The sequence below is a fragment of the Microbacterium galbum genome (assembly GCF_032464915.1).
Taxonomy (GTDB): Bacteria; Actinomycetota; Actinomycetes; order Actinomycetales; family Microbacteriaceae; genus Microbacterium; species Microbacterium galbum.
On the sequence record NZ_JAWDIS010000001.1, the window covers coordinates 453135 to 464538 of the forward strand.

General features: G+C 73.0%; 10 protein-coding genes. 5 read left to right on the forward strand and 5 right to left on the reverse strand.

Annotated features, from left to right (window positions below; translation table 11 throughout):
• Positions 1–56: 56 nt before the first annotated feature.
• The 5 genes from hpf to mtrA all read right to left on the reverse strand — a co-directional run bounded on the left by hpf (position 57) and on the right by mtrA (position 5594).
• Positions 57–719: a ribosome hibernation-promoting factor, HPF/YfiA family gene (hpf, locus tag RWH45_RS02270; protein ID WP_315993302.1), complete on the reverse strand. Its 663-nt coding sequence runs from the start codon at positions 717–719 to the stop codon at positions 57–59.
• A gap of 120 nt (positions 720–839) precedes the next feature.
• Positions 840–1478, reverse strand: coding sequence for a ComF family protein (locus RWH45_RS02275; protein ID WP_315993303.1), 639 nt, complete (start codon positions 1476–1478; stop codon positions 840–842).
• Between the two features lie 87 nt (positions 1479–1565).
• A complete protein-coding gene (locus tag RWH45_RS02280; protein WP_315993304.1) occupies positions 1566–3224 on the reverse strand; it encodes an LpqB family beta-propeller domain-containing protein in 1659 nt (552 codons plus the stop codon).
• Positions 3221–4906: an MtrAB system histidine kinase MtrB gene (gene mtrB, locus RWH45_RS02285; protein WP_315993305.1), complete on the reverse strand. Its 1686-nt coding sequence runs from the start codon at positions 4904–4906 to the stop codon at positions 3221–3223. The genes RWH45_RS02280 and mtrB overlap by 4 nt, the downstream gene beginning before the upstream one ends.
• A 7-nt stretch (positions 4907–4913) precedes the next feature.
• On the reverse strand, positions 4914–5594 hold the full coding sequence (gene mtrA, locus RWH45_RS02290) for an MtrAB system response regulator MtrA (protein WP_315993306.1): 681 nt from the start codon (positions 5592–5594) through the stop codon (positions 4914–4916).
• 163 nt (positions 5595–5757) lie between these two features.
• Between mtrA and RWH45_RS02295 the strand changes: the two genes are divergently transcribed.
• The 5 genes from RWH45_RS02295 (at position 5758) to RWH45_RS02315 (ending at position 11330) form a co-directional block, all read left to right on the forward strand.
• Positions 5758–7143, forward strand: a complete 1386-nt coding sequence (locus RWH45_RS02295; RefSeq protein ID WP_315993307.1) for a glycerophosphoryl diester phosphodiesterase membrane domain-containing protein — start codon at positions 5758–5760, stop codon at positions 7141–7143.
• A complete protein-coding gene (locus RWH45_RS02300) occupies positions 7140–7796 on the forward strand; it encodes a DUF4129 domain-containing protein (RefSeq protein WP_315993308.1) in 657 nt (218 codons plus the stop codon). Before RWH45_RS02295 ends, RWH45_RS02300 begins: the two co-directional genes overlap by 4 nt.
• Entirely contained in the window at positions 7793–8959 is a 1167-nt protein-coding gene (locus tag RWH45_RS02305) for a DUF4350 domain-containing protein (RefSeq protein ID WP_315993309.1), read from the forward strand. Before RWH45_RS02300 ends, RWH45_RS02305 begins: the two co-directional genes overlap by 4 nt.
• 140 nt (positions 8960–9099) lie before the next feature.
• The gene (locus tag RWH45_RS02310; RefSeq protein ID WP_315994582.1) at positions 9100–10029 is read left to right on the forward strand and encodes an AAA family ATPase; all 930 of its coding nucleotides are present in this window, start codon (positions 9100–9102) and stop codon (positions 10027–10029) included.
• Positions 10029–11330, forward strand: a complete 1302-nt coding sequence (locus RWH45_RS02315) for a DUF58 domain-containing protein (protein ID WP_315993310.1) — start codon at positions 10029–10031, stop codon at positions 11328–11330. The genes RWH45_RS02310 and RWH45_RS02315 overlap by 1 nt, the downstream gene beginning before the upstream one ends.
• The last annotated feature ends 74 nt before the right edge of the window (positions 11331–11404 follow it).

The window sequence follows — 11404 nt, forward strand, 5'->3', positions numbered from 1 at the left end:
CGCCCGTCACGACGACGCCCCCGGCCATCCGGCCGGGGGCGTCTTTCATGCCTGCGTCAGGATGCCACGGAGACCATCGGCGACGCCTGCGTCGTCAGCTCGATCACGCCGTAGTCCCACCCCTTGCGGCGGTACACGACGCTCGGGTGGTCGGTGCGGGCGTCGATGAACAGGAAGAAGTCGTGGCCGACGAGCTCCATCCGGTCGACCGCCTCTTCGACCGTCATCCACTCGGCCTCGAACTCCTTCTGGCGGATGACGACGGGGCAGTAGTCCTCTTCTTCGACGCTGTCGTCCTGCACCGGCACGGACCCGGTGGCGACGGCGCGCAGAACATCGACGGAGGCGGGCTCGACATCGATTCCGGCGAGTTCCCCGGTGCCCTTCTCGAACTTCGCACCGCGGGGGTGGTTGCGGGCGTCGACGCGCTTGTCCTTCGCGCGGCGGACCTGCTCCGAGATCTTGTCGACCGCGAGGTCGAGAGCGGCGAATTTATCGGCGTCCGTGGCCTCGGCCCGCACGACGGGGCCCTTGCCGTCGAGGGTGAGCTCGACCGTATCGTCTTCCATTCGACCGTTGCGATAGGAGCGATGTGTGACCTTGACTTCGAGGGTGTTCGCCCGGGGAGCCAGGTGCTCGATGCGGCTGACCTTCTCTTCGACCACCGAGCGGAATCGATCGGTGATTCCGACTCCCACGCCGACGATGTTGGTGTCCATCCGTGACCTCCTTGTTCCGGGTTCCGCCCGGTCTAAGGGCGGAACGTCCGTCGCCTTCAGTCATCCCTACGCTAGTGCTGCGGCACCGCGCTGTCACGTGTCAATCACCTCCGGTTCACCTCAGAGACCCCCGCGTCGCGGCGTGTGCGCCAGCGTTACGGCGACCACCGTGGCAGCCCCCGCGTCGCGCAATGCCCTCGCCGCCTCGAGCAGGGTGGCTCCCGTCGTCACGACGTCGTCGACCACGACGACGGGCAGCCCCGTGACACCACGGGCGACGAACGCTCCCCCGACGTTGAGGCGACGCGCGTCGCGATCGAGACCGCGCTGATCGCGGGGGGCGCGCCGCAGACGCAGCACCCGCTGGTCGCGGTGCCCCGCTCGACGCAGGATGAGCTCGACCGGGCGATACCCCCGTCGGCGGAAAGCGGCACGCGTCGAGGGCACGGTGGTGATCACGGCCTCGGGCGGGATCGCGCCCAGGACGGCGCGCAGGGCGGGGGCGAGAGCGCTCGCGAGGGCGGTGCGGCCCTCTTCCTTCAGGCCCCGGATGATCCGGGCCGTGGGTCCTGCGAAGACGAGGGCGCTCGTGACGGTCAGCTCCGGCGCGAGGACGCGGCGCACCGGCTGCGGAGCGAGGGCGCGGCGGCATCCCTCGCACAGCGCCGTATCGAGAGCGTCGCATCCCGCGCACGCGACGGGGAGCCAGAACGTCAGCGCGTCGCGCGCCGCGTCGGCGAGGAGGGACCGGGGATCCATTCCTCGAGCCTGGAGGAGCCGATCGCCGTCCGGGGGCCCGATTCCCGCACGGTGGAGGGATCGCCGCCTGGGGAGGAGCGGATCACCTCAGGAGGTGGTGCCCTGTTGCGCCGCCAGGACGCGGATGCCGGAGGCCACGAGCGTCCACGAACTGCCGCGCCGGCTGTAGAGCCGTCCCTGGTCGTCCAGGACGCGCACGCTCGTACTGCCGGCGGCCAGCGTACGGGCCCCGTCGGGGGCGGTCGCCTCGGTGCCGCGTCCGCCGACGTTGAGCTCGCGCAGACGGTCGACGCCGTCGACGTCGACCAGGACGCCCAGCGTCGTGTCGTCGAGCCATGCCAGGTCGAAGGCGCCCTGCTGGCTGAACGACAGCACGTGCGGCGGGCCGAGGTTGACCTCGGTGCCCTCGCGCTCGATACCGGCCACCCACACCTCGCGCACGCCCGACACCGTGACGACGGCCGCGATGCGCGTCCCGTCGCGGGAGACCTGCATCGACACGATCTCGGAGGCGTCGGGCCAGGCGTTGCCCACCTCCCGGGGGACCCCCTCGGCGGTGATCGCGCGCACCTGCGTGGGGGCGTTGGCAGGAACGCTCCAGATCTCGCCCTGGCCGTCGATGGAGGGGGCGATGAGCCCGGCCCGGTCGTCGAGTAGGAACGTGCGGCCGTCACTCAGGGCGCTCGCGACCGTCCCCTGCTGGGTGCGGACGGCGGCGAGGCTGCGGTCGGCCTCCAGCTCGACGGCGACGGGGTTCAACGACTCGACGGCATCGGAGAGGCCGTCGATCGGCTCCACCGCGTCTCCGGCGAGCGCGCCGAACACCCCGGCCGTGGTGAGCACGGCCGGCGACGGGTCCACGCGCGTGACGCGCACCGCGACCTCGGACGCGGCGATCGGCGTGCCCTCCACGGTCATCTGCACCTCGTTGATGCCCGCGGTGGCGAGACTGCGCACGAGCTGCGTCTGCATGCGGTCGAGCGTCGTGCGGTCGAGGCTGAGCGCCGCCCGCGGGAGCTGGACCTGCGCGATGCCGTCGGAGGACAGGGTCACGGATCGTCCCACCAGCGAGAGCTCGTCGGGGAAGGCGCTGCGCACGGCGCCGGCCAGCCACGCACTGGGCTGACCGTCGACGAGAGCGGTCGCGACCCGGCTCGCCACGAGGGGCCGCGGGAACCAGCGGACGTCGGGGACGATGAAACTGTAGGTCGGGTCGAAGTACGCCACGGATGCCGACTGGTAGACGGTCGGGAAGACCTCCTCGTACAGCACCACGCCGTCGGGCGCGGAGGTGATGCGCCACTGGTCGTCGACGCGCGCGAGCGTGTAGCTCAGGGTCTCCGCGGCGCCGGCGGCCGTCGGGGCGTACGCACCGTCGGCATCCACCGCCGCGACCGTGGTGAGGGCCACGGCGACCGACGTGCCGTCGGCGCTCGGAGTCGCGCGCCGATCGGCGAGGCGGTCGATCGTCACGCGCGAGCGGGGGTCCCACTGCGTGCCGGGCGCGAGGAAGAGCTTCGCGGTGGCCCAGTCGTCGGCGGGACCGGAACCCGCGCGCAGGAACCCCTCGACGATCTCGGCGGGGGTGGCGTCGTCCTGGGGACCGTCGGGCACGAAGGCGAACGCCTGCGTGTCGTCGACCTGCGGCCCGCGCCCCGGGTTGACGTATCCCGAGGTCGGCAATCCCGTGCACGCGGTGAGGGCGAGCACGAGCATCAGGGTCACCAGCGAGAGGGCGCGTCTCATGTCGTCCTCCGGACGCCGGGGCGGGTCGAGATCGGCTGCGTGAGCCCGAGCGCTTCGAGCGCTCCCCCCTGCTCGTCGTCGGGCACGAGCGGGAGGGGCGAACCGGTGACCGGTCTGCCGTCGCGCGGGAGCGTGAGCACGAAGTTCGACCCGCGCCCCGGCTCCGACCACACCGCGAGGGTCCCGCCGTGCAGGCGCGCGTCGCCGAGGGCGATCGACAGCCCCAGCCCCGTTCCGCCGATGGTCCGCACGCGCGAGGGGTCCGCGCGCCAGAAGCGGTCGAAGACGCGCTCGACGTCTTCGCTCTTCATGCCCAGACCGAAGTCGCGCACACCCAGGGCCACGGCATCCCGGTCGCTGTCGACCGAGACGACGATCGGCCGCCCCTCACCGTGCTCGATCGCGTTGCCGAGCAGGTTGCGCACGATGCGCCGCACCCGGCGCGCGTCCATGTCGACGGGCGTGTAGCCGCCGGGGGCGACCAGCCGCACGTCGGAGCCGTGCCCGTCGGCCAGCTGCTCCATCGACTCGATGACGTCTTCGGCGAGGTGCGCCAGGCTCGTCGCCTCGCGCTCCAACTGCACGGATCCGGCGTCGTAGCGGCTGATCTCGAGCAGGTCGGTCAGCAACACCTCGAAGCGCTGCACCTGCGCGTGCAGCAGCTCGGCGGCCCGACCGGTCACGGGATCGAACTCCTCGCGCTGGTCGTTGATCATGTCGGCCGCGAGCTTGATCGTCGTCAGCGGGGTGCGGAGTTCATGCGAGACGTCGGAGACGAACCGCTGCTGCACGAGTGAGAGGTCGGCGAGCTCCTTGATCTGCGACTCGATGCTGTCGGCCATGGCGTTGAACGAGCGGTTCAGCGTCGCCAGCTCGTCCTCGCCGCGGACGGGCAGGCGCACCCCCAGGTCGCCCGCGGCGAGCTTCGCGCTGGTCTCGGCGGCATCCGCGATGGGGGTCGTCACCGACCTCAGCACGAACCAGGCGATCGCGCCGATGAGCACCACGAGCACGAGGCCGACGACCCACAGCAGCACCTGCACGAAGGCGAGGGTCTGCGAGGCGCTCGTGAGGTCGTATCCCATGTACAGCTCGTAGGAGTCGACACCGTCCTCAGCGGGGAAGCGCAACTGGTGGCCGACCAGGATGCCGGGCACATCGCGCCCGTTGTCGGAGGGCAGGGACACGGACTGCCACCACTGCAGATCGGGACTCGACTGCACCTGCGTCCGCAGGGCCTCGGTGACGAGGTTCGACTCGAACGCGGGTGAGATGAACGGCTGGGGAGCGAGCGGCGACGGCGGGCCGATGCGGTAGAGCGCGATCAGATCACTCGAGGACTGCTGCGACAGCCGGGTGGCGATGCCGTTCATCAGCGTCTGCGCGGCGGCGGGGTCGGTGGAGTCGACCGCGGCGTCGAGGGTCGCCTGCGCGGCCGCCGTGGCGCGCTGCGCTTCGAGGAGCACCTGGTCCTTGCGCGCGGTGAAGAGCTCGTTCTGGATGACGAGGGCCATCGCGACGCAGGTGACGAGGATCGTGGCCGCGGTGAGGGTCACCGTGATGACGATCGTGCGGAACCGCAGGGAGCGCCGCCACAGCGTCGCGAGGCGGTCGCGGATACCCCGCCAGTCGCGCCATCCGTCGATCCGCGGCGAGGAGACGGTGCGCACGGCGCCCGTCATGGAGACCTCAGGCCACCGCGCCGGCGCGGTAGCCCACGCCGCGCACGGTGGTCACGATCCGCGGGTTGTCGGGGTCGGCCTCGATCTTGGCGCGCAGACGCTGCACGTGCACGTTCACCAGTCGCGTGTCGGCCTTGTAGTGGTAGCCCCAGACCTGCTCCAGCAGCATCTCGCGCGAGAACACCTGCTGCGGCTTCTCGGCGAGCGCGACGAGCAGCTCGAATTCGAGCGGGGTCAGGGCGATCGGCGCGTCGCCGCGGCGCACCTCGTGAGCGGCGACGTCGACGACCAGGTCGCCGATGCGCAGCGTCTCGTCGGCCGGAGCCTGGGCGGGCCGCAGGCGCGTGCGGATGCGCGCGACCAGCTCCTTCGGGTTGAACGGCTTGACGATGTAGTCGTCGGCCCCCGACTCGAGCCCCTTGACCACGTCGGCCGTGTCGGTGCGGGCGGTGAGCATGATGATCGGGATGCCGGACTCGGCGCGCACGCGCGTGCAGATCTCGATGCCGTCGACGCCGGGGAGCATGAGGTCGAGGAGGATGAGGTCGGGCCGCTCCGAGCGCCACGCGTCGACGGCCTGGGCACCGTCGGCGCAGAACACGGTGTCGAATCCCTCGGTGCGCAGCACGATGCCGATCATCTCGGCCAGCGCGGTGTCGTCGTCGACAACCAGGATCCGTGAAGTCATTCGGGTGTACGTCTTCCGTCTCGAACCCGCGCGGGGACGGGCATCAGGCCCGGGGTCGGGGCATGTCTCATCGAGAGTAGTCGACCTGCCTGCACGCCAGGCGTGCGTGTCGGAGGTCTGTGACACGATGAGGGCACCGCCATGTGACGAGGAGGGGCCCCACATGACCGCGTACCCGGCTTGGACTCCGGCATCACGACCGGGGATCGTCCCGCTGCACCCGTACGGGTTCGGCACCATCCTGGGCCGCTCCTTCGTGGCGCTGCGACACAACCCCAAAGTGCTGCTGGGCTTCGCCCTCATCGTGCAGGCCGCCGCGTACATCGTGCTCACCGCCGCCGTCGGCGGCGTCGCCATCGCGAGCTTCTCCCGTCTCGACACGGTGCCCATCGGCAGCGACGACTACGACGCGATCCTCGCCGGGTCCGCCGTGATCACGGCGGCGACCGCACTGGTCCTGGGTCTCGCGACCGGAGCGCTCAGCGTGATCGTCCAGGGCGTCGTGGTGTCGGAGGTCGCCCACGCGGTCGTCGCCGAGAAGCCGAGCCTGAAGGCCGTGTGGGCGCGCGTGAAGCCGGTCGTGTGGCGTCTCATCGGGTACAGCGCGCTCTATCTCGTCGCGACGATCGTGGTCATCGGCGTCCTGGCGGGGATCGTCACGCTCCTCGTGATCAACGTGCTGTGGCTCGGCGTCGCGGTGGGCGTGCTGTTCGTGCTGGGGCTCATCGTCGTCTCCCTCTGGCTCACGCCCAAGCTCTTCCTCGTGCCGTCGGTGATCATCCTCGAGCGGGCACCGATCTTCCGCGCGATCGCACGATCGTGGCAGCTCACGCGGGGCCGCTTCTGGTCGACGCTCGGTGTCGTCGTCATCATCTCGGTCGCCTTCAGCATCGTCGCGCAGATCATCTCCGTGCCCTTCAGCCTCGTCGCGGGCATCGTCCCCGGCATCCTCGCCCCCACCGGGGAAGATGCCGTGGGCGCCCTCGTCGGGGTCATCGCCCTCCAGGTCGTCGGGCAGTTCGGCATCCTCCTCGTGCAGTGCATCGCGTTGGTGGTGCAGTCCACCTCCGCCGTGCTCGTGTACGTCGACGCGCGCATGCGGGTGGAGGCGCTCGACCACGACCTGAACACCTACGTCGAACAGCGCGACGCCGGCGCAACCGACCTCGTCGACCCGTACCTGGTCGGCGTCGGGCGCATCGTCGAGCGCCCGGCTCCGACGCCCGTGGGTGCTCCCCCGGCCTTCGCGGGCTATTCCGCGCCGACGGGTTCGCCCGCATATGGTGCACCGCAGGCCTACGGGGCACCGCAGCCGTATGGGGCGGCGCAGGCGTACGGGACACCGTCGCAGGACGCAGCGACCCCGGCCCATGGGGCACCGCAGCCCTCCGGGGCGGCCTCGGCTGATCCGACCCCGCCGGCTCCCCCGGTCCCGCCCGCGGCGGACGGCGCGTCGGACGACGCCCCGCCTGCCCACCGTGCCCCGGACGCCGCGCCGGGAGCCGCACCGACCACCTGGGCCGCGCCGGGATCGAGCGGCGACGCGTGAGCCCCGCCGCGCTCGCCGCCGCTTTCGCACCCCTGCTGCCCGACCCGGATCAGGCGCAGGAGTGGGCGGAGCGTGAGCTGGGCGACCCCTCCTACCAGGCGGCCGAGCCGAGCATCATCGATCGAGCGGCACAGGCGGTCACCCGCTTCCTCGACGATCTGCTGCGCATCCCGAACACCGACGGGTGGGGACCGGCGGCGCTCATCGTGCTCGCGGTGCTGCTCGTGGCGGCGATCGTGGTCGGCATCCTGATCTGGGGGCGACCGCGTCGGAGCGTGCGCGCGGCTCCGGCCGCTCGGGCACTCTTCGACGACGACGACACCCGGTCGGCCGAGCAGTTGCGGGCAGAGGCCGAGGCGGCCGCACGGCGCGGAGCCTGGGACGACGCCGTCGTCCTGCGATTCCGCGCCGTCGCGCGGGGCCTGTCGGAGCGCGGGCTGGTGGACCCGCCACCCGGGGCCACGGTACGCGCGTTCGCCCGCGAGGCCGCGCGCGCCCTCCCCGCCCTCGCGGAGGGGCTCGAGACGGCCGCGACGACCTTCGACGACGTGCGCTACCTGCGGCGCCCGGGAACGGCGCAGAGCTACCGCCTCATCCTCGATCTCGACGACACCGCCGTGCGGACGCGTCCGACGCCGATGGGCACCCTGTGAGCGCGGTGACGGCGGCACGACCGCGGTCGCGCGGCCGCGCCGCCCTCGGGTGGATCGCCCTCGTGGTGGGGTTGCTGCTCGTGTCGCTCGTCGGCGGATTGTTCGTCTACGGCGGCTACACGGAGCGCGCACTGCTCGACCCCGACTCCGCCGGCCCCGACGGCACGCGAGCCGTGGTGCGGGTCATCGAGCAGCAGGGCGTGCGGGTGATCGTCGCGCGCGACCGCCCGGCCGCCGAACGCGCGCTGGCCGGAGCGGACGCGACGCTCGTGATGCGGGACGCACCGATGCTCTCCGACGACGCGCTGCGCGAGCTGTCGTCGCGCGCCCGGCACGTCGTGCTCGTCGAGCCGCGCTCCCGCGCCCTCGACGTGCTGATGAACGGGTCGTCGCTCGGAGGATTCGTCGATGACACGGCGGCCGCCGACTGCGCGGTGGCGGCGCCCGACAACGCCCGGACCGCGCGTGTCGGTGAACTTCTCGTCGCCGGCGACGGCGTCACCGGGTGCTTCCCCGTCGGGAGCGAGTTCGGGCTGCTGTCCCTCGAGGACGGGGGTCGCTCGGTGACCGCTCTCGACGGCCTCTCGACTTTGACCAACTCCACGCTCCCGCGCGAGGGCAACGCGGCCCTCGCCCTCGGTGTGCTGGGGAAGACCGACACCCTCGTCTGGTACGTGCCCGCGCCCGCCGACGCCGACCCCGGCGCCGCTCCCCCGACCCTCAGCGACCTGACGCCGCCGTGGGTCACCCCCGCCATCGCGCTGCTGCTGCTGTCCGCTCTCACGGCCGCGATCTGGCGGGGTCGGCGCTTCGGCCCTCTCGTCACCGAGCGCCTGCCCGTGACGGTGCGCGCCACCGAGACCACGGAGGGCCGCGCGCGCCTCTACGCCACGGCGCGCGACGCCCCGCACGCTCTCGACGAGCTCCGCCGCGCGAGCCGCACGCGTCTCGTGCGTCTCCTGGGGCTCGCGGCACGGACCTCGCCGCCCGACGTCGCCGACGCCGTCGCCGAGCGCCTGGGAGCGGATCGCTCCCGCGTGCGCGGCATCCTGGTCGACGACGTGCCCCGCACCGACCGCGACCTCGTCGCCGCCGCCGACCGACTGCGCGACCTCGAAGAGAGCGTGCGCGTCGCCGTCCGAACCGAAGGGACACCCCGATGACCGAGAGCCCCGAGACCCCCGGCGCCGAGCCGGCCGCCGACGGCCGAGCGACCGGCACCGCCGACACGAGCCCCGCGGCCGGCTCCGTCCGCCCCGATCCGTCCGGCCCGTCCGACGACCACGCGACCCTCCGCGAGGCGATGCACCGCGTGCGCCTCGAGGTGGGCAAAGCGGTCGTCGGCCAGGACGGCACGGTGACCGGGCTGCTCATCGCCCTTCTCTCGCGCGGACACGTGCTGCTGGAGGGCGTGCCGGGCGTCGCCAAGACGCTGCTCGTGCGCTCGTTCAGCCGCGCCCTCGGTCTCGACACGCACCGCGTGCAGTTCACGCCCGACCTCATGCCGGGCGATGTGACCGGATCGCTGGTGTACGACGCCCGCGCGGGCGGATTCGAGTTCCGACCGGGTCCGGTGTTCACCCACGTGCTGCTCGCCGATGAGATCAACCGCACGCCCCCCAAGACGCAGGCGGCCCTGCTCGAGGCGATGGAGGAGCGGCAGGTGTCGAGCGACGGGGTGAGTCGCGCCCTGCCCGATCCCTTCCTGGTGGCCGCGACGCAGAACCCCATCGAGCACGAGGGCACCTACACGCTGCCCGAGGCGCAGCTCGACCGCTTCCTGCTCAAGCTCGTCGTCGATCTGCCCGGCCGCGACGCCGAGGTCGACGTCCTCCGCCGTCACGCGCAGGGCTTCGACCCGCGGCGCCTCGACGAGGCGGGGGTCACCCCTGCCGTCACGGCGGACGAGATCCTCGCCGCGCAGCGGGCGGCGGCATCCGTCGCCGTCGCCGACGACGTGCTCGGCTACGTCGTCGACCTCGCGCGGGCCACGCGGCAGAGCCCGTCCGTGCAGCTCGGGGTGAGCCCGCGCGCGACGACCGGCCTGCTCGCCGCCGCCAAGGCGTGGGCGTGGCTCGGCGGGTACCCCGCGATCACCCCCGACCACGTGCAGACGATGCTCGTCCCCGTGTGGCGCCACCGCATCCGTCTGCGTCCCGAGGCCGAGATCGAGGGCGTCTCGGTGGATGCCATCCTCACCTCCGTCCTGCAGCAGACCCGCGTCCCGATCTGATGTTCGTCACCGGCCGCCTCGCTCTCCTCGTCGCCCTCGGCGTCGTCCCCCTCGTGCTGCTCAGCACCGCGGGGGTGCCGGCCTGGATCGCGGCGGGCGGTTGGGTGCTGCTGTGCGCCCTCGCGATGGCCGCCGATGCGGCGGCGGCGGCCGATCCGCGCCGGGTCGAGGTCACGCGGACCCTGCCCGAGCGCGCCCTGCGCGACGAACCCGTCTCGGGAGAGCTGCGCGTGCGCAACCTCGGTACGCGCCTGCTGCGCGCGCACGTGCGCGACGCCTGGCAGCCGACGGCGGGCGCGCCCGAGGAGCGTCTGCGCCTCACCGTGCCGCCGGGCGAGAGACGGGCCGCGCCGCTGCCGCTGCTCCCCCGTCGGCGCGGCGAGCTGCGCAGCGCCTTCGTCGTGGTGCGCGCCCTCGGACCGCTCGGCCTGGCGGGTCGGCAGGCCCGGGTCGACGCCCCCGCCCGCCTCCGCGTGCTGCCGCCGTTCACATCGCGTCGCCACCTGCCCTCGCGCCTGGCCCGTCTGCGCGAACTCGACGGCAACACCACGCTGCAGGTCCGCGGGCAGGGCACCGAGTTCGACAGCCTGCGGGAGTACGTGCGCGGCGACGACGTGCGCTCGATCGACTGGCGCGCGACCGCGCGCGCGGGCACGACCATGCTGCGCACCTGGCGCCCCGAGCGCGACCGCCACGTCGTCATCGTGATCGACACCGGCCGTACCGCCGCCGCGCGCGTCGGTGACGGGGTGCGGCTGGACGCGGCCATGGAAGCCGCCCTCCTGCTGTCGGTCCTGGCCAGACGCGCCGGCGACCACGTGCACCTCGTGATGTTCGATCGCGTGCCCCGCGCCCGCGTGACCCGCGTCGACGGCGCGCAGCTGCTCCCCGCCCTCGTGGATGCCATGACCCCGGTCGACCCGCAGTTGATCGACACCGACTGGGACGCCGTCTTCGCCCACGTGCGCGGCCTGTCGGTGCGCCCGGCCCTCGTGGTGCTGCTGACCGCCGCCGACGACCCCGAGGCCGCCCGCGCCTTCCTCGCGTCGCTGCCCGCGGTCGCCGCGCGGTCGCGCCTGCTGGTGGCGACCGCGACCGACGGCCCCGGCGACGTGCCCGCCCACCGCGACGCCGCCGACGTGTATGCCGCCGCTGCGATCGAGCGAGCGCGCCACGACGCCGACCGCGTGCGCGACGCCGTCGTCCGCGCGGGCGGCGACGCGGTGGCGGCGTCCGCCGACGACCTGCCGCCGCTCGTGGCCGACCGCTACCTCGCCCTGAAGGCGGCGGGGCGGCTGTAGCACACCCAGCCCGCATGCAGCCCGCGACATACGACGCGGCTTATCCTGGGGGGTACCCTTCCGGTCGTCAGCGT

What these genes read in the sequence shown, in the direction of transcription:
- hpf (WP_315993302.1), bottom strand. Translation starts at nt 719, where the DNA reads ATGGACACCAACATCGTCGGCGTGGGAGTCGGAATCACCGATCGATTC.
- RWH45_RS02275 (WP_315993303.1), bottom strand. Translation starts at nt 1,478, where the DNA reads ATGGATCCCCGGTCCCTCCTCGCCGACGCGGCGCGCGACGCGCTGACG.
- RWH45_RS02280 (WP_315993304.1), bottom strand. Translation starts at nt 3,224, where the DNA reads ATGAGACGCGCCCTCTCGCTGGTGACCCTGATGCTCGTGCTCGCCCTC.
- mtrB (WP_315993305.1), bottom strand. Translation starts at nt 4,906, where the DNA reads ATGACGGGCGCCGTGCGCACCGTCTCCTCGCCGCGGATCGACGGATGG.
- mtrA (WP_315993306.1), bottom strand. Translation starts at nt 5,594, where the DNA reads ATGACTTCACGGATCCTGGTTGTCGACGACGACACCGCGCTGGCCGAG.
- RWH45_RS02295 (WP_315993307.1), top strand. Translation starts at nt 5,758, where the DNA reads ATGACCGCGTACCCGGCTTGGACTCCGGCATCACGACCGGGGATCGTC.
- RWH45_RS02310 (WP_315994582.1), top strand. Translation starts at nt 9,100, where the DNA reads ATGCACCGCGTGCGCCTCGAGGTGGGCAAAGCGGTCGTCGGCCAGGAC.
- RWH45_RS02315 (WP_315993310.1), top strand. Translation starts at nt 10,029, where the DNA reads ATGTTCGTCACCGGCCGCCTCGCTCTCCTCGTCGCCCTCGGCGTCGTC.